The organism is Paenibacillus sp. GCM10028914, assembly GCF_042666275.1.
Classification (GTDB): domain Bacteria; phylum Bacillota; class Bacilli; order Paenibacillales; family Paenibacillaceae; genus Paenibacillus_AQ.
This window is the reverse complement of the sequence record NZ_JBHTFO010000017.1, coordinates 144070-166591: the sequence shown is the minus strand read 5'-3', so window position 1 is coordinate 166591 and position 22522 is coordinate 144070. Positions and strand designations below refer to the sequence as shown.

Sequence of the window (22522 nt, the reverse complement as noted above, 5' to 3'; positions counted from 1 at the left end):
TGACGAGTTTATTGAAAGCGTTTTCTTAAAAGAATGGGAATATATTAGGGGAGGGAAATTCTTTGGATATTTATTGGAGTAAAGTTGACATTGATGAGTTAACTGGATCAGGTGTTGTTTATTTTAACTCAAAGATGGAAATGTTGGAAGGTCTTCCTTGCAAAATGTATAAATTGACCTATCAACAAAGCTTGTGGACCCATTGTCATGATTATTTTCAAATCTGGTACGTGGCAAAAGGATCATTTGTGCACACGGTAAACAATCAGGTGTATGAGATATCGAAGGGAGATGTATTTATCATACCTCCTTATACATTACACAGCGTGTACATTGCTCCTGAATTCGAAATTGAAATATATGGGTGTGAATTTATGCCGTGTTTTGTAAATGAAAGGATGCAAGATATGCCCGTAGAGAATAGCTTCTTTGATATTGCGTTTCTTGAACATTTTCTTCGTAAAGAAATGAATGCGCAGTCAAAAATTACGCTAGATGGTGTGACTGAGGTGACAGTCCGAAATGTAATAAAGGAAATGCTCATGGAATATGAAAGACGCCAGCCTTTTTTTCAAATCTCACTAAAAGCCAACCTGCTTGTATTACTCTCTATTTTGGTGCGGCAAGTGAATGGTGAGCTCATAAGGGAAGGGTTCGAGAAGTCAGAGAAGTATAGAGGGATCATGATGAGAGTTGTTGATTATATCCATAATCATTATGACGAAGATATGAATTTGAATACTTTATGTGGATTATCAAATTTATCAAGGTCTACCTTTTGCATCTTGTTCAAAGAATGGACAGGTAAAACATTTAATCGATACGTCACTGATCTTAGAATTCTTCAGGCCATGATCTTGTTGAAACAACCTGATTTATCCGTAACAGATGTTTGTTATTCTACAGGATTTAATGAACTGTCTTATTTTTGCAGAATATTTAAAAAGTATACAGGAATATCTCCAACTGAGTTTCGGAAACAAGCTATCAAGTAGATCTAAATTCCGTACGATAATCCTACTTTTTAACACGATAGTGAAATGAACAGTACTTTATAAATGCTAATATATCCATAATTCTTACAGATAACTGGATCAGGGGCCAGTTGTTGAGTCAACGGTTGTGGGAGGGAAGATTAATACAACTTTAAAAAATTAGGAGAGGAATTCAGAAATTATGTAAGCGCTTCTATAGTTTGAATCTGTATGGGAATTCAGGTTGCTTAGAGGAGGAAGAGGGATGAAAAGAAAGTCGTTGATTTGGAGTCTTATTCTTGTATTAACCATTATATCAGGATGCTCAGGTGGAGGGACTCAAAAAACGGTTGATAATCCTGCCGGCTCGTCAGGTGAAGCGGGAAGTGAAACTCCTAAAGAAGCAGTAGAGCTTAGCTTTTGGTATGGATGGACCGGACCAGAAGCCGAAGCATTAGAAAAATTGATCGCCAAATGGAATGCAGCTAATCCGGATATTAAAGTTAAGGGTTTATCCCAAAGTGATTATCAGAAACAGCTTACCGCAATCACTGGAGGTAACCCTCCGGATATCGCCTCACAGTTTGGCCAAGACGTTGTTCCCTGGGGACTGCGCGGAGCGATGATGCCGCTTGATGATTATATTGCTAAAGATGGTATGGATTTGAAAGATTTTGTGTCCGCAGCCATTAGCACTTCGCAACATGAAGGCAAGACATATGCTATTCCCATTGCTATGCATGTGTCGATGTTGTTTTACAACAAGGATATTTTGAAAGAAGCGGGGTATGATGCTCCTCCGGAAACGATAAGCGAACTGAAAGAATACATCAAGTCACTTAGCGTTGTGGAGGATGGAGGGCGCCTTCAGAGACTGGGATTGTGGCCAGGAATGGATACTTACACCTTCTCTTACGCCTTTAATGGTTCGTTTTATGATGAAGCTACTAAACAGGTGACACCTGATCATGAAGGCGTCAAGTCAGCAATTAAACTATCGAAGGAAATATGGGATCAATTTGGTTCTGATAATCTTGATCGATTCTCATCAGGACTGGGTCAATATATGTCAGCCCAAAATCCGTTCTTCTCAGGCAAGTATGCGATGACGATTGATGGAGAATGGTTACCTACCTTTATTAAACAGTTTGCTCCTAACCTAAATTACGGAATTGCGCCAATTCCATATGATGAAAATAATCCTGATCAAAAAAATTCGGGGAATGTGACTACCAGTGTATTTTATATTCCAAAGGGAGTTAAACATCCAGATGCATCTTGGAAGTTTCTAAAGTGGATTACAGAGTCGGAGCAGATGGCAGAGTTTACAGCAGCGATCGGTAATTTACCGACTCGGACAACGGCCTTTTCCAATTCCATCTATGCTGATGTTCCTGGATTCAAGGAATTCCTTGACTACTCTTCAAGCGAAAACCTGAGGTCTTTCCCTGCTACATCTTTCACAAACGAGTATATGACGGAATTCACGGCACAATATGACGCTATTTTAAGAGGAACCATCAGTATGGAGGAAGGCTTAAACAAGGTGAAAGAAAAGATTCAACCATTAGTGAAATAAATCTAGAAACCTCAGATTCGTCTAGATCTAGCGATGTATTGGGCGAATCTGAGACTAATACATTGATTGGAAGGAGAGTAAGCGAAGATGATGGTCTCCACACGAGCTAACGTACAGAAAAAATCAGGTTGGTCCAAGAAAGAACGTCATTATTTTTTCCTTGGCCTAGCATTCGCTTCTCCGTGGATTATAGGTTTTTTGGCATTTACGGTGTATCCATTCTTCGGATCACTTTATTTGAGTCTCACAGAATACGATTTGTTCAATTCTCCAAAGTGGGTTGGTTTTCAGAACTATGAGCAAATACTTGCAGATGACCGGTTTTATAAGTCGCTGGGAAATACATTTTTTATGGCATTCATATCTGTACCCATCACGCTGGCAGTATCTCTTCTGATCGCTGTGGTGCTTAATTTCAAAGTCAAAGGGATTAACTATTACCGGACAATCTATTATTTGCCGTCAGTCATTCCAATCGTAGCCAGTGCACTCTTGTGGACTTGGATGCTGAATCCAGACTTCGGCTTAATTAACATGGCTTTGCGGACGCTCGGACTTCCTGATCCTGCCTGGTTGCTTGATCCACGGTATACGAAACCATCACTTATCTTGATGAGTTTATGGGGATCTGGAGCGGGCGCACTTATCTTTTTGGCTGCTCTGCAAGGTGTTCCAAGGCAATATTATGAAGCTGCCCAAGTTGACGGCGCGAATGGATGGTATAGATTCTGGAAAATCACAATTCCTGCGTTATCGCCGATCATCCTATTCCAACTCATTATGGGATTAATTGGAGCGTTTCAAATTTTTACTGAATCATATATTTTGGCAGGCGGGAAGGTTGGCGGTGGAAACTCACTTGGCGGCCCCGAGCAATCTTTATTGTTCTATGCGGTCAATCTATATCAGGAGGCATTCGTATTTCTAAAGATGGGGTACGCTTCGGCACTGGCTTGGATTCTATTCATTATCGTATTGCTGATTACATTTATTCTGTTAAGAACATCAGGCCGCTGGGTCTATTACGGAGGTGAATAATATGGCTGTCAGGTTACGGTCTATCCTACCGCATTTTGTGCTTATTCTATTTTCAGTTGTATTCCTGTTTCCATTCGTATGGCTGGTTATGACCTCGCTTAAGACGCCGGAAGAGATACTCAAGTTTCCACCAAGCATCTTACCTGAGACATTTCAGTGGTCTAATTATAAAGCTGCGTTTGAGGCAATTCCGTTCACGCGATATATGATGAACACTTTTCTGATATGCATGATTAACATTATCGGTCAGTTGTTTGCCGCTCCACTAGTTGCGTATTCGATTTCTAGAATTCCGTGGAAAGGGCGAAAGATCATATTTACTATCGTTGTAGCGACAATGATTTTACCTGCTCAAGTGCAGATGATTCCGCAATATATTATATTCACGAAGCTTGGTTGGGTAAATACGATCATGCCGCTCACCATCGGAGCTTTTTTCGGAGCACCATTCTTCATTTTTTTGCTTCGCCAGTTTCTATTAGGGGTACCTATGGAGTTATCGGAAGCAGCCAAAATTGATGGGGCTTCAGAACTTCGAATTTATCTGAAAATCGTTTTGCCGATTTTGAAACCTGCACTTGCAACGGTTGCACTGTTTTCTTTTGTATGGTCATACGTGGATTTCATGGGACCACTAATTTATCTGAATGATTCTGTGAAATGGACAATAACCGTGGGTCTGCAAAGCTTTCAGCAAGATCACGGCGCACAATGGGAAAAACTTATGGCCGCATCAACGATTATGGCGGTACCTATGATTCTTATCTATTTCTTCGGACAAAAATATTTCATGAGATCTGGATCAGCCTTAACCGGGTTTAAATAAATGGAGGGACACATTCATGGGTAAGACTATAATAGCGATCATAGGATGCGGGACTATAGCGAACAGTGCTCATATACCAGCCTATCTTGCCAATCTGGGTGCTGAGATTAAGTATTTTTGTGATATACGCAAAGATAGGGCAGAGAAGGCAGTTGAACAATACGGATTAGGGATAGCAATTGATGATCATCGTGTGATTCTGGATGACCCAGATGTTGAAGCAGTCTCCATATGCACACCGAACAACTGCCATGCTTCGATCGCCATCGATTACTTGAGAGCAGGGAAGCATGTGCTTTGTGAAAAGCCGGCTGCCAGAACTTATGAGGAAGCGCTTGAGATGCAAAAAGTACAGCACGAAACCGGAAAGATCTTGAATATAGGTGTTGTGAATCGTTCAGGGCCACCGGATTTCTCGGGTACCTATGACGTCGATGATTATGTTACCGCATTGATCCGGACATCTGGTCCTTCTATTACTGTTAACGGAGCTTGGGCGCAAAATATAGGGGTAGATGAAATGTATATCGACTTCCTGGGGGATAAAGCGGGGATCCGGCTGCAGTACGGAGGCGAATTTACGATTTATAGTGCGAAGCATGGTGCATTGTTGGATAGTACTCCTAAATATAAGCAAACTAATCACTTTCAGAATGAAATTGATAGCTTCCTGGCCTGTATCAAGTCGGGGGATAAGTTAGCATCGCATATTGATACGGTTATCTTGACATCGAAGATTATTCAGGCCATCTACCAATCTTCCGAGCAAGGAGAAGAAATTTCCTTCTTGAAGCAGGGAGTGGTGTAATGAAAAAGATTGGTTTTATCGATTATTACTTGGACGAATGGCATGCGAATAAGTATCCGGAATGGATTCGTAGCATTTCTGGTGGGCGAATGCAGGTAACCTGCGCATACGGTGAGAAGGACGCTGATAATGGTTTAACGAACGCAGAATGGTGCTTGCAGAATGATATTAAGCTGCTGGACACCATTGAAGAAGTCGTAAATGATAGCGATTATTTAGTGATCCTGTCTCCAGACCATCCAGAGCGGCATGAAGCACTTGCCCAGTTGCCGCTGACATCTGGAAAACCGACTTACATGGATAAGACATTTGCTCCTAATCGTGCGACAGCGATTCGCTTGTTTGAGCTTGCTAAACAACATGGTACGCCCCTTTACTCCTCATCAGCCTTACGATTTGCAATGGAGTATGTTCAAATTGAGCGTGAGGGAATCCGAGTCATCTCCAGTTGGGGACCTGGAGCGTTTGAGAACTACTCCATCCATCAAATTGAACCTATCATTTCAATGATAAGCTCAGAGCCGAAGCGAGTTATGTTTATCGGAACAAAAACTGCGCCGGCGCTTTTGATCGAGTTTAATGATGGGAGGCAGGCGACCATTCATCACCTTGGAGAAGATTGTCCCTTCACCATGGCCGTAAGTTATCATTCTGGGAACTGTAGAATAACGAAACCGGAATCGGATTTTTTTAATTTGTTTATCCAAGATCTAATTTTATTTTTTGATACCGGTCAGGTTTCAGTACCTTCTTCCCAGACGATTTCCATCATCACGATTATAGAATATGGTATGAAGGCCGCTGTCTGTCCATATCAATGGGTGGATCTACCGCGGAACTCGTAAAGGGCCTCAGATAAACTGATATTATGAAAGGGATGAGTAGCTATGTCCAACTTTCACAATTCCCGTTTCATCCGTGAGTTAGGTAGATGTATGCTCATCACATGCCTTCTCATCTCGATACTTCCAATAACAGGGGTTCACGCTGAGAAGATAAATCATGGGAAAGACAAGACAATTGGTTTGTTAGGTTCCACAATTCAGTTCGATCCTGGTTTTAAATATTATCAAGATCGTTCAGCTGAGAGTATTGCAGATGAGTTTGTGCAAAATGGATTCACTACGGTTCGGTACTTTGTAGTTAATGAGAACAATGTTAACAGAGAGCTTGTTGAAACATTAAAAAATCGTGGGTTGTTCGTATGGGCACTTGTTCTCGGTAATGGCTCTTATTCTGTTGAAGGCTTTCCTTCGGAATGGCCTAGCTGGCAGATGGAGCTGCTAACTCCCGTGAATGATGGCTATTACCGATTTTCTCCACATAGTGCAGATTATGTGGATTGGAAGAAAAAGAAACTTGCCGATTTGGTAAAAGATATTCCTTTTGATGGTATTGAAATTGCGGAACCTTATTTTCCAGAATGGGATGGTATTAATCGCGGAGTTTATGGTGATGTTGGACCGCTCGCTAAATCAGCATTTCAACAACAGTATGGCCTCGACACGATACCGAATTTTACAGATCCAAACCACCTTGATTATTATCTTACGAATAAAGAACTGTATAACCATTGGATCCAGTTTCGAGTGAATGCAGTCAATAGTTTCTTGAATGAGGTGATTAATGGCAAGAATGGTGTTCGAGATGTCAGGAAAGATATCCGCGTTGCCACTTGGTCGCTTGCCATCGATGCAGGAACTGATTCTGTGAACAAGTTGAGGGAAATTCAAGGTCTTGATGCAGCCGAGATGATCTCAGCTGTCCGTCCTGATGTTCACTTCCTGCAGACGCACTGGCCAGATTGGATGAAATCGCAAGAGGACTTGCCTCCGACATATATTCATCAATATCAAAATTTTGTGGATCAGATTCACGCCGTTCATCCGGATATTCCACTCGGTGTTCAAGCGGACATTGGCTCTGGTCTATGGATGGTTAAGGATCGTAATTGGTACAAATCGTTCGGCAAAGTAGCGTTAGATATGGGAATAAAGACTTGGACTGCTTACGAGTATCATCTTGGGAAATATATGTACGAAGAAGCACCTAAGCCAATCACAGTCACTCGTCCACATCACAATCAAGTGAGCATTTCCTTTCAAAAACGGATTGATGCTTCTTCTGCCAAACTCCCTGGAAGTTTAATAATCCTAACGGAGAATGGTGAAATTCCAATCGCTTCAGACTATATAACAGTTGACGGTAATATGCTGATTATTGAGTCCAATCAACTGCCTAAAAAAGAGTTCCGCTTACGAATTCAAAATGTAACGGATACACCATCTTATTGGTTATATAACAAAGAACAGCCTGCTAACGTGATTGCAGATAATACGGTTGTCCATGTCAATAAGAAGAAAAAGGACTAGACACTAAAACTAAGAGGCTGTCCCAAAAGTAGATTCTTGTTTGACGAGGCAGCTCACTTGAGTGAAATGGTTTTCCGTTTCAATTCGCACGTTGTACCCTGATTTGAGCTGACCATTACGCATATGATATGCAGCTTGGAAGATTTGGTCATCCAGACAATTGACCGCTTCATTGACTACACGAACAAGGTGATTGGATGGAATGTCGTTCTCTAAATCCATTGGCAGATAAAGTTGATCGAAGGTATATTGAATGTACAAATGAAACCGCTCCTTTTTAGATGGATTCTAGATTCTACCAAATTGCGGTTTCTTTGTGTTTTCTGTTTTTAGATGCCTATGCACGAAGCAGCGGAGAGAACGAAACGATTCCGGAGCAGCGGTAGCGGTCGCCTAAAAGCTTTCCAAAGGAAAGCTCACTTCGGAAGCATATGCCTTTGCCCCCGAATTTCTTCCTTGCTAGAATAATTCCCGGAAATTTGGGGGCAACAGCGAGGGGAGGAACGTTTCGTACGCGGAGCGTCTCACAACAACAAACGAGGCCATCCCGCAAGATCCTAGATCTATTGGGACAGCCTCTTTTTTATCATTATCGTTTTCAATTCTTATCTACCTAATATCTATCTGAAATCTGGAGCCGGTTTGTTTGCATATAGTTTCATTTTGACCCAGATCATATTAATGATGAGCAGACTTCCTGATACGAGGAAGAGTCCTTCAATTCCAATAAATCCGGATAAAAATCCACCGATAATAGCCCCTAGCATATTGCCTAATGCAAGAGCGCTTGTGTTAAAGCCGAAAGAACGGCTCTCCATGCCGTTTGGCGTATAGGAACGGATAAGTGCATTTACACTTGGAAGTAATCCGCCCATAAATACTCCCATCATAAAGCGAACGATGATGAGCTGCCATACCGATTGGACAAAAGCTTGCGGGATTAATGTTAACCCAGTGCCGATTAAGGCATAAGTTAATATACGGTGAGCTCCAACCTTGTCACTTAGTTTACCGAGAATCGGAGAGGCAATCATATTGGATAGACCTGTTACTGCGATGACAAATCCTGACCATAGTGCAATATCTACGGTAGAACCGTGAAGTTTCTGCACGTAAAGAGGAAGCAAAGACATTGGACTGATCATAGCAAACTGAAGTATAAATGTAACAGCAAACAGTGCAGGCAATTGTGGTGTGTGACTCAGTTCTTTCAGACCCGCAATAACCGAAACCTGAGGTGCCTGCATCGCTTCTTCCCGGTTGAATTTCTCCTTAACGAGAAACAAGGCGAGTAGGGAGGCTATAAAGATAAGCGCTCCTGTAATGAAAAATATAGGGCGGAAACCAACCCAGCCTGCCATTAATCCCCCTATTAGAGGGCCCAGTATGGTACCAGCTACTTGACCGGATTGCATAATTCCCATCGAGAAACCCATTCGATTCTTCGGAGTAGTACCGGAAACGAGCGAGATCGCTGCCGGATTGAAGCCGGAGATGGTACCATTCAGCAAGCGAAGAACAAGCAGATGCCACGGGTGAGTGGCAAATCCCATGCAGGCAATTACAAGAGCCATACCAAAACCAGAACGGAGAAGCATCACCTTACGCCCGTATTTATCGGCGACCTTTCCCCAAATCGGTTGAAAAATAAATGAAGTCAAAAAGTTTGCGGCGAATATCAACCCTGCCCAAACACCAATTTCATGTTCTCCCACGACGTTCAGATCTTGTGCTAAATATAACGTCAGGAAGGGCGTAATCATAGTCATACCTGCGTTGACTAAGAACTGTCCGAACCAAAGCACAATGAGGTTCACTTTCCATGCTTTCAATGTGCTCTTCACTTCCTTTCTAAGCTGTCCATCCCGCATAGCGGAATATGTATAGTCTTTGGAGAAAAATGGCGTTCTTTTCAGTATACCATAATAAATATGTACCCAAAATCAACAATGTCATAGTATTGTCATCTGATCTTCATATGAAGATAGGCGAAGGCGGTTGTTACCGACTTTCAAAAAGGGCATAATGGAATTTAGGAAATTCTATATACATTAATGGGGGCTTAGTCATGACTTACAATGATCAGTTTATTCGAGCCTGTCGAAAACAGGAAGTGAATCATATTCCCGCATGGTATATGCGGCAGGCTGGCCGCTATGATCCGGAATATCGCAAAATCAAGGAGAAGTACTCACTCCTCGAAATTTGTGAGCAGCCTGAGCTCGCAGCAGAAGTGACGCTGATGCCTGTTCGTAAGCTTGGCGTGGATGCTGCTATTTTATATTCGGATATTATGAATCCTGTAGCATCGATTGGTGTGGACTTTGATATTGTCAAAAATATTGGGCCAGTTATCGACAATCCGATCCGTAGCAGTGCAGATGTAGAGAAGCTTAGACCCATTGATGTTGAAGGTGATCTTGGTCATGTACTGGAAACCATTCGAATTCTAGACCGTGAGCTGAGTGTCCCTCTTATTACCTTCGCCGGTGCACCGTTTACGATAGCAAGTTATTTAATTGAAGGACGTCCATCCAAAAATTATTTGCGTACCAAAGAGATGATGTACAGTGAGCCGAAGGTATGGTTTTCCTTGATGGACAAACTCGGTGATATGGTTATTACATATTTACGGGCCCATGTTGCTAATGGAGGAAAGGCGTTCCAGCTGTTCGATAGCTGGGTAGGTGCACTATCTCCTCGTGATTTCCAGACCTACGTGCTTCCGACCGTTACCCGTATCTTTTCCGAACTTCAAGATTTGAATGTACCAAAAATATATTTCCCGGGTGTTAGTTCAGGAGAGCTGCTCCCGACATTAACCAATCTGCAAGCAGATGTTATCGGTCTGGATTGGAGAGTATCTATTTCTGAAGGTCGTAACCGATTAAATGGAAGATTCGCCGTTCAGGGCAATTTAGATCCAACGGTACTCACTGGACCGATGGAAGTTATTAAACAGTATGCCAAAGACATTATCGATCAGGGCATACAGGAACCCGGATTTGTCTTTAACCTAGGTCACGGTTTGTTCCCGGAAGCATCCTTGGACAAGCTTCGTGAATTAACTTCTTACATTCATGAATATTCAGCAGAAGCGCTTAAAGTAAGTGCCCGTCCATAAAAAACGGGTATATGATCATAAAAGGACACTCTAAATAGCAGAGGTGATTGCGATGAGTAATAAAATAGGTGTATTGGTAATGTCTTATGGAACGCCTGAAAGCATGGAGGGAATTGAGGCTTATTATACCCATATCCGGCGCGGTAATAAGCCATCAGAAGAGCAATTGAAGGAATTAACAGACCGGTATGAGGCTATTGTCGGTGGTGTGTTTCCGCTACGTGAGAACACGGATCGCCAAGTTCGAACATTGCAAGATACACTTAATAGAGACAAACGCTCGGAGGGTGTAGAGTTTGTATGTTATCAAGGATTAAAGCATGCTGCTCCCTTTATTGAAGATGGTGTTGAACAGATGGTTAAGGACGGTATCAAGCAAGCGATTGGTATCGTACTTGCACCGCATTATTCTGTAATGAGTGTCGGTACTTATGTGAAACGCGCCCAAGCTAAAGCGGAGGAAGTTGGACTGGCGATTTCTTTTGTTGAAAGCTATCATGTTCATCCGCTATTGATTAAGGCGCTGGCGAAGCGGGTAAGTGAGAAACTGGATCTCTTTGAGGAAGCAGGCGCTCTTCGCGACCAAGTCCGAGTGCTGTTCAGTGCACATAGCTTGCCGGAACGTATTTTGTCTATGGGTGATCCTTATCAAGATCAGCTTCTTGAAACATCTAAAGCTGTAGCTGAAGAGGCAAACGTAGGCAACTGGCAATTTACATGGCAAAGTGCGGGGCGTACACATGAGCCTTGGCTGGGACCCGATATTTTGGATACACTTCAGGATCTTAATCAGGAACAAGTGGAAGATGTGCTGGTAGCTCCTGTTGGCTTCGTATCCGATCATTTAGAAGTGTTGTATGATTTGGATATTGAGGCAAAAGCTGTTGCGAAAGAGATGGACATGCGTTTAGAACGTATTGATTCGTTAAATAGTGACCCTCTCTATATGGAAACGTTAAGCGACTGTGTTATTACATGCTGGAAGCAGGATGACGGGCAATAAGGGTTACTAAATCATGAGAATATACTCATAACCCGTTCGGCCATATTTATTAAAGTTCTATGTAACCCTCCGGCCTGCCGGGGGGTTCTATTTTTAATTATGAAAAAAGATATTTGAATACACTAGATTTCTTGTGACATTAAAATAAAATGATGATGTTTCTACTTAGCGTTGGATGTTGGTATAATAAAAGGGTTCATGGAAATCCGCATGTGCGAGGGATAAAGGGGTGAATTATGTACCCATCACGCTCAGAACGCAAAAAAGCTAAAATGAAGGCCAAACAGACAAGTCAATTGCGATTATGGACCTTTATCAATTTAGGACTTATTATAGTTATTGCTTTTCTTCTTATTTATCACTTTGCTTGGAACTTAGAGGATACGGATACGTTACCTTCATTGTACGAACCCAATCTGCCCGACTCTTCAAAAATCGAGTTTTTTAAGCAGAATGATAGTTTCAGTTCGCATATATTAATAGGTAAAGCCTATCTATAAGACGATTCGTTTGATTGTTTTATTAAACCTGATAGACATGTAGAAAAAGAATGGGAGGAGGATCTAGCATGAACAATTTATGTGTTGCTCATCGCGGATTTTCCGCAAAAGCACCGGAGAATACGCAGGCTGCGATTAAACTGGCGATGGACGAGCCTTATGTGAACTGGATGGAAATTGATGTTCAGCTGACAAAGGACGGTGTTCCTATTGTTATTCATGACTTTAGTGTTGATCGGACAACGAGTGGCAAAGGAAAGGTAAGAGATCTTACTTGGCAAGAAATACGACGGATGGATGCGGGCGTCTGGAAGGGGCGAGAGTTTAAGGGAGAACAAGTTCCTTCTTTAGATGAGGTTCTGCACCTTGTTAAGGGACGCTTGAAACTGAATATCGAGTTGAAGACTACCGGAGATATGTATCCCGGGTTGGAAGAAGCCGTCCTAGAGAGGATTCATGCACATGACATGCTGTCTGATGTTGTTTTGACATCCTTTGAACCGAAGGCGCTTCTTCGAGCTAAGGAAATAGATCCAGATGTACGAGTTGGTCTGATTATAGACGCACATCCGCGAGACTTATTATCCCGCTTGAAAAAGATAGGTTGTTCCTTTTTGTCCATCGGGTATTCTCATCTAGATGCTTCTTTTGCAGCCGAGTTGATCAGAAATGGGATTACGCCTATGGCGTGGACGGTAGATGATCGAAGAAGTATGGCCTCCTTGGCCAAGATGAATCCCGAAATCATGATATGTACGAACCGTCCTGACACATGGGGACAGCTGTTTCTGAATAAAATCTCACCGCGGATTCCGTTTTGGCGCAAATACTGGAGAGGATGGTTTTAGATGAGCCTTTTAGTAAATAACGTATATTGTGTTGGCCGTAATTATCGTCTTCACGCAGCCGAATTAGGCAATGCAGTTCCGGAAGAGCCTATGATCTTTCTGAAGCCATCGCATGCTGTTGTTCCGCTTGATGGGAGCAGCCTTACAATGCCTCAAGGGCGAGGATCAGTTCACTTTGAAGGTGAACTAGTTATTCAAGCAGCCAAGGATTATATCCCTGGAATGAAAGTTGATGAGCTAGTTGAGGTTATGGCTCTTGGAATCGACTTCACACTGAGAGATGTGCAATCCGTACTTAAAGAAAAGGGTCATCCTTGGACAGCAGCCAAAGCGTTTAAGAACTCAGCGCCGTTGACGCCGTTCATTACTTTCCCGGGAAATGATCAATTACTTCAAACTGATTTTACAGTGCTTAAGAATGGGGTTGAGGTGCAGCGCGGAAATGCTGAAGATATGATCTTCTCGCTTCAAACCATCATTGATTATATAGGTGAACATTATGGACTCGGTAAAGGAGATTTAATCTTCACAGGGACGCCTGCTGGAGTAGGTCCTGCAGAAAGTGGAGATGTGTTTGAATTATTCTGGGGTGATGAACGCCTTGGTGGCTGTAAGATCGGATAGAGATATAGGAACAGAGGTGTTTAAGTGTTGAACTGGTTGATTGGTGCTGTGGGCGCGCTGATTGTAGCGAGTTCTGCGTATCGAAAACAATCGCTGACTGGATCCGGAGCGGCAGCTGCGGTTCTAATGGGCACGATTTATTATGGAGCAGGGAACCTGTTTTGGTTTGGAACCCTGCTTCTTTTTTTCATCACATCCACTGCGCTGTCCAAATACCGTCAAAGTAGTAAACATGAGTTGGAAAAGTCTTATGCCAAAACAGGGAATCGAGATGCAGGACAGGTATTTGCAAATGGTGGTATTGGTATGGTTCTCTGTCTGCTGCATTTTATCAATCCCCATGAGGCTTGGATATTTCTATTTATTGGTGTAATGGCGACCGTAACTGCTGATACATGGGCTACCGAATTCGGAAGTTTGAGCCGTAAGCCTCCGAGATCAATTTTGAATGGAAAACAACTACCCGCCGGAACCTCGGGAGGGGTTTCATGGCTTGGCTCCACAGCCGCTGCGATGGGCGGTGCTGTCATTGGTGGGGGAGCATGGTTGTTTGGATTATGGTCAGGCTTAGAATCTGACCTTATCGCATTTATTATAGCGGGTCTCCTTGGCGGATTAGCTGGAGCATTTACCGATTCGTTGATGGGGGCAACCGTGCAAAAGATGTACCGCTGTACTGTCTGTGGAAAAGCTGTGGAAGTTCACCAGCATTGCGGAAAAGAAACGAAGCGCTCCGGTGGATGGAGCTGGATGACAAATGATGCTGTAAATCTGATAAGCTCTCTAATCGGTGGACTTGTTGCTTGGCTCGTTGCAGGAGCGTTGTAATGTTATGCGTTTCGACAGTAGGCCTTTGTCATGATATGATGAGGGCCGGGAAAGCTTGCTGTTTTTTTGTAAATGTTTAGCTTACCTGTATTTCAAATCCATATAATAAGTAGGGAATAAATCAATGAATATCATGACTGTTGAGCAACTAGCGAAAAGCTATGGTGATAAAATATTATTTGAGGATGCATCCTTCGGTATGGAGGATCAGGACAAGATTGGTGTAATTGGAGTGAATGGTACCGGAAAATCTACATTCTTGAGGGTGATTGCTGGGTTAGAGCCACCGGATTCCGGTAAGATCTCGGTAGGGAATCGGATCAAGATTCAGTATATGGCTCAGAATCCTGAGTTTGATCCGAACAATACAGTACTACAGCAGGTATTTGCAGGTGATCTCCCTGAAATGAAGCTTGTTTCGGAATATACTGAAACGATGGAATTGCTCGAGATTAATCCCGAGCATAAAGAGCTGCAGGAGAAACTGCTGAAGCTGAACCAAAGAATGGATGAGCTGCAAGCTTGGCAATTAGAGAGTGATGCTAAAACCATTCTGTCCAAGCTGGGCATTCGCAATTACGATGACAAGATGGGAGCCCTTTCTGGTGGACAACGAAAACGAGTAGCATTAGCGGCTGCTTTGATTCAGCCATCAGATTTGCTTATATTAGACGAGCCTACGAACCATATTGATAATGAGTCGGTGGCTTGGCTGGAGCAATACTTACAGAAACGCCGCGGTGCACTTCTCATGATTACGCATGATCGTTATTTCTTGGATCGGGTTGCTAACGTGATGCTGGAATTGGATCGTGGACGTTTGTTTAGGTATGAAGCTAACTACAGCAGATTTCTAGAGCTGAAAGCCGAACGTGAAGAGAGAGAAGCTGCCGCAGAACAGAAACGCCAAAACCTGTTCCGGAATGAGCTTGCCTGGATGCGAAGAGGGGCGAAAGCACGTACGACCAAACAAAAAGCTAGAATAGAGCGGTTTGAAAATTTGAAAGAACAAGAAATTGTGCATTCTTCTGCTGAGTTAGATGTCTCGGTAGCTTCCACGCGTCTCGGTCGGAAGATTCTTGAGATTGAGCATTTACAAAAACGTATCGGTGAGAAGGTTCTGATTGACGATCTTTCTTATATTGCCGTTCCGGAAGATCGTATTGGTATCGTAGGACCTAACGGAAGCGGGAAGTCGACCCTGCTTAACTTGATCGCAGGTAGACTGCAGCCTGATCGTGGTGAAGTGATTACGGGGCCGACCGTGAAGCTCGGTTACTTCACGCAGGAACACCAAGATATGGACGGTAGCCAGCGTGTCATCGAATATATCAAAGAAGAAGCTGAAGTGGTTCGGACTGCTGAAGGTGCATCCATAACGGCTGCACAGATGCTAGAGCGATTTCTGTTCCCGCCTGCGTTACAGTGGACCCCCATTTCCAAGCTATCTGGCGGAGAGAAGCGGAGACTCTACTTACTGCGGGTATTGATGAGTGCGCCGAACGTTCTGTTGCTTGACGAACCAACAAATGATTTGGATATTCAAACGCTGTCTGTCTTGGAACAGTATCTTGATGAGTTTCCGGGTGTAGTAATCGTTGTCTCCCACGATAGGTTCTTCCTAGATCGAACGGTAGAGAAGATTATGGCATTTGAAGGCGAAGGGCAAATTCGCGTTCATGTGGGTTCTTATAGTGAATACGCAGAATGGATGAGTCGAAATGTTGGTGGGGCTACCCCTTCTCCGAAGAAAGTAGGAACTTTAGGGGGAGACAACGGAAAAGGACAGGTAGATCAAAGCTCGGTTGCACCAACGAAAGAAGCCTCACGGGAAAAGGTTAAGTTTAGTTACAACGAGCAGCGAGAGTATGAGCAGATTGATGGGATGATTGAAACAGTTGAGATGAAGATAGTGCAGATTCAATCTGAGATGGAGACTGCTGCAAGCGATGCAACTCGACTCCAGGAACTCATGAATGATCTTCAAGCGAATGAGGCGGAGCTTGAACGTTTGATGGATCGCTGGACTTATCTTAATGAATTGGCTGAGAGAATTGAACAGAGTAAGAGCTAATTGGTAAGTATTTGATCTTAGGCCACTATAGCTTGTTATAAAACAGCAGGGGCTGTCCGAAGGTTTTGAACTACTTGACCTAATTGTTAGCGTTAGACTAACAGCTAGGGGGAAGTTTAACCTTTTGGACAGCCCCTGTTTCGTTTGAGATTTGATAGATGATTATTTCACATAAGCAGCAAGTAATTTAGTCGTATTCAAAACAGCTTGTTTATGTGTTCTCTCCATAGCATGGGAAGCATGAACGCCAGGTCCAATGAGAGCTGCTCGAATATTGTTACCAGCAGATAAGGCAGCTGAAGCGTCAGATCCGTAATGTGGATATACATCAACCGCATATGGGATACCTTCAGACTCAGCCAGTTCTATAAGACGTCCTGTCATATCATAATCATAGGGTCCTGAAGAGTCTTTAGCGCAGATGGATACATCTGTTTCTTTACAACTCAGATCATCCCCGATACAACCCATATCGACTGCAATCATTTCATTAATGTCAGAAGGAATATATGCAGCGCCATGGCCTACCTCCTCATAATTTGAGATGAGGATTTTCACATTACAGCGTGGTTTCCAATCTTCTCGTTTCATGGATTCCAGCAGACCGAATAGTGCAGCGATACTCGCTTTGTCATCAAGATGACGAGATTTGATGTAACCGCTAGGTGTAATAACAGCACGAGAGTCAAAGGATACATAGTCACCAACAGAAATACCAAGTTTCTTGACGTCCTCAGCTGTTTCAACAACCTCATCAATACGTACTTCCATATGACTTTCATGACGGTCAAATGTACGGGCATCTTCATAAACGTGAACCGATGGATGAGTTGAGAGAATTGTACCTGTATATGTTTTGCCGCTACGAGTGTGAATAGTACAGTATTCATTTTCAATACTATTCATCATGAAGCCGCCAACTCTTGTTAAACGGAGTGTTCCTTCAGATTTAATCGCACGAACCATAGCGCCAAGGGTGTCCACATGGCCGCTTAACCCGATCGTATGTTGATCGTCCTGGCCTGGAACGGATAGGATTGCACCGCCCTTTTCATTCCAAGTCAGATTTACTCCTAAGTCAGAAGCTTCTTGTTCGATTCGCTTCATGATCTGACGGGTAAATCCGGTAGGGCTAGGTGTATCCAATAACTCTTTGAGTAGGTTTAATATATAAGTTTCATTAGGTTGTATTGACACGATAAAAGGCTCCTAACTTGGTTGGAATTATTCGTGATAAAAAAGATCGGATATAAGGATACCTTACTACCGTTATTAGGTGAGATTATCCTTATCTTGAGGTGCGGTTGCCAAATCCTCTGACGGATCCGGTGTATAGCCTGTTACTTCCTGAATATGTATAAGTTGTCCAGCTAGAGCTTTAATCTCCTTCTGCATCTGGTATTGTCGGTAAATTCCGTATGAACCGACAATTATTCCACCGATCAGTGTACAACCTATAATCAAGAGAATAAGAGGGACTTGAACCGTTCCAAACAGAAGGTTTACTTTCACGGGGTCAACGTTAATGACGGCAAAAATGGCAGTCATTAATGCGAACAACAGCCCAGCTATTAGAGACCATTGCATTTTCATGTGGACACCTCCTTTCATCACAGTATAAAATCCCTTGCCGTAAGGGGCAAGGGATTTTATTTCAGGACTTGATTAAGGTGTTATTTTGTCAGTTCTTCCATTTGGGAGATCACGCTCTCGAATACGCTCATCGCTTCGCGAATCGGCTCCGGTGAAGACATGTCAACACCTGCTTTTTTCAAAATATTGATCGAGAAGTCACTGCCGCCGCTCTTCAAGAAGCCTAGATAACGGTCAACTGCAGGTTGCCCTTCTTCAAGAATCTGTTTCGAGAAGCTTGTTGCAGCGGAGAAACCTGTTGCGTATTTGTATACATAGAAACTGTTGTAGAAATGAGGTATACGTGCCCATTCCATACCAATTTCTTTATCTACCTTCATGTTCTTACCGTGATATTTCACATTTAGATCATAGTAGATTTCCGAGAGCTCTTGAGGTGTTAGTGATTCGCCGCTCTCAGAGCGCTCGTGTACGATTTTCTCAAACTCTGCAAACATGGTTTGACGGAACACGGTTGTGCGGAACTGATCAGCGTAATACGTGAGCAGGTACATCTTTTCTTTCGGATCTGTGGATTTCTTAAGTAGGTAATCCATCAGAAGTGCTTCATTGGTTGTAGATGCTACTTCCGCAAGGAAAATCGTATACTGGGCATCACGGTACTTCAAGTTCGTGTCTGAGTAGAAGGAATGCAGCGCGTGACCCATTTCGTGAGCCAGTGTAAACATGCTGTTCAGGTTATCTTTATGGTTCAGCAGCACATAAGGGTGGGTGCCATAAGCTCCCCAGCTGTACGCGCCTGTTCGCTTGTTTTCGTTCTCATATACATCGATCCAGCCATTGTCATAGCCGTCCTGAAGGTTCTTGAGGTAATCCTCGCCAAGAGGGCGAAGTCCTTCTTTAATTGTTTTCTTCGCTTCATCATATGTGATGTCCATCTTGTATTCTTCTACAAGTGGTGCGAATAGATCGTACATATGAAGCTCATCAACGCCAAGTAACTTTTTGCGCAGATCCATGTAACGATGCAGCAGTGGCAAGTTTTCATGAATCGTGTCGATCAGGTTCGTATAAACTTCTTTCGGGATATTGTCGCCATATAGGGACATTTCCAGTACAGAAGGATATTTTCGAACACGAGAATAAAAAATATTCTTGTTAACGTTGGCGGTGAGTGTAGCGGCAATAGTGTTTTTTTGCTTACCATATGTTTCATAGACCGCTTTGAAGGCTGCCTCACGTACTTCGCGATTTGGACTTTCTAAAAATTGAATGTAACTGCCGTGAGTTAATTCTACTTCGTTACCATTCTCGTCTTTGATTTTCGGAAACTTCATATCTGCATTGTTCAACATGCCAAAAATAGTCTGTGGCGCAGAGGATAAGTTACCAACTTGTGCAAGCAGGGCTTCCTCAGCTTTAGAGAGGATATGAGCTTTTTCACGCTTCATTTCAGTTAATGTGAATTTGTAGTCAGACAGGGCGGGATCAGCAATAAGTTTGTCTAATTCACTTTCCGATAGCGCAAGAATTTCTGGAGTAATGAAGGAGAGGGCTTCTCCAACTTCAACGCTTAATTTTTTTGCTTTTTGTGTAAGTGCTTGATATGTAGGATTAGCTGTATCTTCATCGTGGTGCATATGGGCATAAACAAAAAGTCTCTCCGTGTGAAGGCCCAATTCATCTTCAAGTTCAAAGGCCTGCTTGATTGAATCCGCATTGTTCAGTTTTCCTTGGAAATCTTTCGCGGTCTTGATAAGACGCTGAACTTCATTGTAGGTATTGTCCCAAGCTTGTTGATCTGGGAACAGATCTTGCAATTTCCATTGATGCTCGGCAGGTACCTCAGAACGTTTCAATAATTTTTCCATGGGAATCCTCCTTGAATGATGAGAGTATGATATAGACCGGGCTCCTTCCGCCAAAACGTTTGTAGGCAAGGCGGGAATGGGCAGGAGACTAAGCGCTAAAGTCAAATACAATGCTTTTGCACGCTTCATGGATATACCTCCTCGTAAAATAGCTTCGAGGGGTAGTATGCCGCGCGCCTGTCTCTTTCATCCTAAAATTTAGGAGGAACCCAGAGTGAATAAACTGTATACAATAATATAGAAGGCAAACAGGATCAAGGTGATAGCGGTCAAGGCCATTCCTTTTCGAATCTTCTGAGGGATACGGTCTTTATTCATGATCATGATGAGCCCTAAGCTGAAAGCTAGAATAATGAAGATTACAGCATTAGTGTAGTCCATCACACTATACCTGCTTGAAGGCATCCATTATGCCTTGCCATTCATCTTCGCGCCCTTCATATTCATCTTTTGGAAAACGGTTTTTCGCCCATTGCATTAAGGCTGGGCGACTCATGAAGGTTTGAGTTTCTTCACCCCACTGATCAGAAATTTCACGAAGTACGATGTAGCGGCCCTGTACCTCAACCGTCATCATGTTCCATTTGTCTTTTTTGTATATTTCATGTTTTTTTATCATTTGCATATCTCCGTTTACAATTAGGCTTTTTGCTAAATGATAACGCACACACGGTCTTAAAAGCAAATCAGAATAATCGCTGAAAAAGAGCCTCAGCAGGAAAATGACGGATTGCAATGTCAGAAAACATGGGATATAATATGGTTATTCGCCATAGATGGCGGTATTTTTAGGAGGTTGTTCATTTGAAAGGTACAGTTAAATGGTTTAATGCAGAAAAAGGTTACGGCTTTATTTCGGTTGATGGTGGCGAAGACGTATTCGTTCACTTCTCCGCAATCCAAGGCGACGGTTTCAAAACTTTGGAAGAAGGCCAAGCGGTTGAGTTCGAAATCACTGAAGGTAACCGTGGTCCTCAAGCAGCCAACGTAACAAAACTGTAAGTTAACTCCGAGCATGGAGATCTTATAGATTAAGAAAAGAATTTTTCTTAATCAGAACGTTTGTTATCTAAGGCACGAAGACACAGATCTCATTGAAGATCTGTGTCTTTTTGCTATATATCGATAAGTGCTTCGATTGTAATATAATGGGAACTTAAACCTCGAAAGGTAAGCGAATGTCTCTACGACTAAGCTTACCTTTTTTAAGTTGTAATGTTATTCGAAACATTGATCTGACACGATTTATCTAATGTTTTTTTTCTGTGATGTGTGTTATTTGTGCAAAAGTGACGATCATATTATAATAGGTTTGATTTGGATATTATAAAAAGACAACCATGTGGAGGCAGAGTTCATTGAATGATCAAGAGCTAAGCCGTAAAGTTCCGCGTAGCCCGGTCAGTCTCATGAGACGGGTGTATAAATACATACTCCCGGAAGTAGCAGTCGAGCTGGAAAAGTGGCGTCTTGACGCTGAACAAATTCCCGATGAGGAACTTCGAAAGCAGGCACTAGCCAGCATCGATTCGAAGAAGTTTCATTGTCAGGGTGGAGCAGTTTATGCCGCGGCAAGCTTGCCAGACAAGCATATTTTGATTCCGTTAATCGTTGCTTATCAAACGATTAGTGACTATCTCGATAATTTATGCGACCGCAGTACTTCCTTGGATCCTGCTGATTTTAGGCAGCTTCACCAGTCGATGCTGGATGCCGTGAATCCGGAAACGAAGATGGTGGATTATTATCTACTGCGTTCGGAAAAAGAGGACGGCGGCTACCTAAAACGTCTTGTACAAACCTGTAGAGAATGTATTCGTCAACTTTCAGGATATGAAGCTGCTAAACCGTACATTCTAGATTTGGCTGAGCTTTATACGGACTTGCAGGTGTATAAGCACATTCACCCGGAGAAGAGGGAGGCAGCACTCTTAGAGTGGTGGTCACAGCAAGCCCATCGCACGCCCCATTTGAGGTGGAATGAGTTTGCTGCTGCAACGGGATCAACCCTTGGGGTATTCATGTTGTTCTTGGCTGCTACGGATCCTTTTCTGGATGAACAGGATGCGTCTGTCATTCATGCGTCATACTTTCCCAATGTATGCGGTCTCCACATTATGCTGGATTATCTGATCGATCAAGATGAAGATAGGCTCGGAGGCGATCTTAACTTTTGCAATTATTATGAAGACGCCGAGACGATGCTAAGCCGCATTACGTCCATCGTTGAATGGGCGCGGAAGGATGTTATGGGAATCTCTTCAACTCCATTTCATCGTATGATCATTGAGGGATTACTAGCTTTATATTTATCCGATCCCAAAGTTAGCGAACAACAATTGGTTCGCTCGGTATCCAAGCGGTTGATGAAAGGAAGTCCGATGACTCGTCTTTTCTTTTTTGTCAACAGTAGATGGATCCGCAGGCATAAGAATGAGTGACACTTAAGGAGGATGAAGT

Annotated in this window: 22 protein-coding genes; 15 read left to right on the top strand and 7 right to left on the bottom strand. The window is 42.9% G+C overall.

Annotated elements, in window-relative coordinates:
- The first annotated feature begins 62 nt into the window (after positions 1 to 62).
- From ACFQV5_RS18315 to ACFQV5_RS18285, 7 genes are all read left to right on the top strand, one after another.
- Complete coding sequence (locus tag ACFQV5_RS18315) at positions 63 to 995, top strand: helix-turn-helix domain-containing protein (protein ID WP_379248814.1); 933 nt, start codon at positions 63 to 65, stop codon at positions 993 to 995.
- A gap of 244 nt (positions 996 to 1239) precedes the next feature.
- Complete coding sequence (locus ACFQV5_RS18310; protein ID WP_379248813.1) at positions 1240 to 2553, top strand: ABC transporter substrate-binding protein; 1314 nt, start codon at positions 1240 to 1242, stop codon at positions 2551 to 2553.
- A gap of 87 nt (positions 2554 to 2640) precedes the next feature.
- Positions 2641 to 3591, top strand: coding sequence for a carbohydrate ABC transporter permease (locus tag ACFQV5_RS18305; RefSeq protein WP_379248812.1), 951 nt, complete (start codon positions 2641 to 2643; stop codon positions 3589 to 3591).
- 1 nt (position 3592) lies between these two features.
- Positions 3593 to 4417, top strand: coding sequence for a carbohydrate ABC transporter permease (locus ACFQV5_RS18300; protein WP_379248811.1), 825 nt, complete (start codon positions 3593 to 3595; stop codon positions 4415 to 4417).
- A 16-nt stretch (positions 4418 to 4433) separates the two neighbouring features.
- Positions 4434 to 5225 carry a Gfo/Idh/MocA family protein gene (locus tag ACFQV5_RS18295; RefSeq protein ID WP_379248810.1) on the top strand — a complete coding sequence of 264 codons (792 nt, stop codon included), beginning with the start codon at positions 4434 to 4436 and terminating at the stop codon, positions 5223 to 5225.
- Positions 5225 to 6070 carry a Gfo/Idh/MocA family oxidoreductase gene (locus ACFQV5_RS18290; RefSeq protein WP_379248809.1) on the top strand — a complete coding sequence of 282 codons (846 nt, stop codon included), beginning with the start codon at positions 5225 to 5227 and terminating at the stop codon, positions 6068 to 6070. The genes ACFQV5_RS18295 and ACFQV5_RS18290 overlap by 1 nt, the downstream gene beginning before the upstream one ends.
- Before the next feature lie 42 nt (positions 6071 to 6112).
- The gene (locus ACFQV5_RS18285) at positions 6113 to 7597 is read left to right on the top strand and encodes an N-acyl-D-glucosamine 2-epimerase (RefSeq protein WP_379248808.1); all 1485 of its coding nucleotides are present in this window, start codon (positions 6113 to 6115) and stop codon (positions 7595 to 7597) included.
- A 9-nt stretch (positions 7598 to 7606) separates the two neighbouring features.
- On the opposite strand, the gene ACFQV5_RS18280 is transcribed toward ACFQV5_RS18285, so the two are convergent.
- Both ACFQV5_RS18280 and ACFQV5_RS18275 read right to left on the bottom strand, forming a co-directional pair.
- Positions 7607 to 7858, bottom strand: coding sequence for a hypothetical protein (locus ACFQV5_RS18280; protein WP_379248807.1), 252 nt, complete (start codon positions 7856 to 7858; stop codon positions 7607 to 7609).
- Between the two features lie 359 nt (positions 7859 to 8217).
- Positions 8218 to 9468, bottom strand: coding sequence for an MFS transporter (locus tag ACFQV5_RS18275; protein WP_379248806.1), 1251 nt, complete (start codon positions 9466 to 9468; stop codon positions 8218 to 8220).
- A 197-nt stretch (positions 9469 to 9665) separates the two neighbouring features.
- Here ACFQV5_RS18275 and hemE point away from each other — a divergent pair, with 197 nt between their 5' ends.
- The 6 genes from hemE (at position 9666) to ACFQV5_RS18245 (ending at position 16598) form a co-directional block, all read left to right on the top strand.
- Entirely contained in the window at positions 9666 to 10721 is a 1056-nt protein-coding gene (gene hemE, locus ACFQV5_RS18270) for a uroporphyrinogen decarboxylase (protein ID WP_379248805.1), read from the top strand.
- 52 nt (positions 10722 to 10773) lie between these two features.
- Positions 10774 to 11724, top strand: coding sequence for a ferrochelatase (gene hemH, locus ACFQV5_RS18265; protein WP_379248804.1), 951 nt, complete (start codon positions 10774 to 10776; stop codon positions 11722 to 11724).
- Between the two features lie 568 nt (positions 11725 to 12292).
- Entirely contained in the window at positions 12293 to 13072 is a 780-nt protein-coding gene (locus ACFQV5_RS18260; protein WP_379248803.1) for a glycerophosphodiester phosphodiesterase, read from the top strand.
- Entirely contained in the window at positions 13073 to 13696 is a 624-nt protein-coding gene (locus tag ACFQV5_RS18255; RefSeq protein WP_379248802.1) for a fumarylacetoacetate hydrolase family protein, read from the top strand.
- 27 nt (positions 13697 to 13723) lie between these two features.
- Positions 13724 to 14524, top strand: a complete 801-nt coding sequence (locus ACFQV5_RS18250) for a DUF92 domain-containing protein (protein WP_379248801.1) — start codon at positions 13724 to 13726, stop codon at positions 14522 to 14524.
- A gap of 124 nt (positions 14525 to 14648) precedes the next feature.
- Complete coding sequence (locus ACFQV5_RS18245; RefSeq protein ID WP_379248800.1) at positions 14649 to 16598, top strand: ABC-F family ATP-binding cassette domain-containing protein; 1950 nt, start codon at positions 14649 to 14651, stop codon at positions 16596 to 16598.
- 162 nt (positions 16599 to 16760) lie between these two features.
- On the opposite strand, the gene ACFQV5_RS18240 is transcribed toward ACFQV5_RS18245, so the two are convergent.
- The 5 genes from ACFQV5_RS18240 to ACFQV5_RS18220 form a co-directional block, all read right to left on the bottom strand.
- Positions 16761 to 17795, bottom strand: a complete 1035-nt coding sequence (locus ACFQV5_RS18240; protein ID WP_379248799.1) for a M42 family metallopeptidase — start codon at positions 17793 to 17795, stop codon at positions 16761 to 16763.
- Positions 17796 to 17870: 75 nt separating this feature from the next.
- Entirely contained in the window at positions 17871 to 18191 is a 321-nt protein-coding gene (locus ACFQV5_RS18235) for a LapA family protein (protein ID WP_379248798.1), read from the bottom strand.
- Positions 18192 to 18271: 80 nt separating this feature from the next.
- Positions 18272 to 20062, bottom strand: a complete 1791-nt coding sequence (pepF, locus tag ACFQV5_RS18230) for an oligoendopeptidase F (protein WP_379248797.1) — start codon at positions 20060 to 20062, stop codon at positions 18272 to 18274.
- Between the two features lie 198 nt (positions 20063 to 20260).
- Entirely contained in the window at positions 20261 to 20443 is a 183-nt protein-coding gene (locus ACFQV5_RS18225; protein WP_379248796.1) for a hypothetical protein, read from the bottom strand.
- Positions 20444 to 20447: 4 nt separating this feature from the next.
- Positions 20448 to 20681, bottom strand: coding sequence for a hypothetical protein (locus ACFQV5_RS18220; protein WP_379248795.1), 234 nt, complete (start codon positions 20679 to 20681; stop codon positions 20448 to 20450).
- 185 nt (positions 20682 to 20866) lie between these two features.
- Here ACFQV5_RS18220 and ACFQV5_RS18215 point away from each other — a divergent pair, with 185 nt between their 5' ends.
- Together ACFQV5_RS18215 and ACFQV5_RS18210 are read left to right on the top strand one after the other, a co-directional pair.
- A complete protein-coding gene (locus ACFQV5_RS18215; protein WP_379248794.1) occupies positions 20867 to 21064 on the top strand; it encodes a cold shock domain-containing protein in 198 nt (65 codons plus the stop codon).
- Between the two features lie 356 nt (positions 21065 to 21420).
- Positions 21421 to 22503, top strand: coding sequence for a tetraprenyl-beta-curcumene synthase family protein (locus tag ACFQV5_RS18210; protein ID WP_379248793.1), 1083 nt, complete (start codon positions 21421 to 21423; stop codon positions 22501 to 22503).
- Positions 22504 to 22522 lie beyond the last annotated feature (19 nt).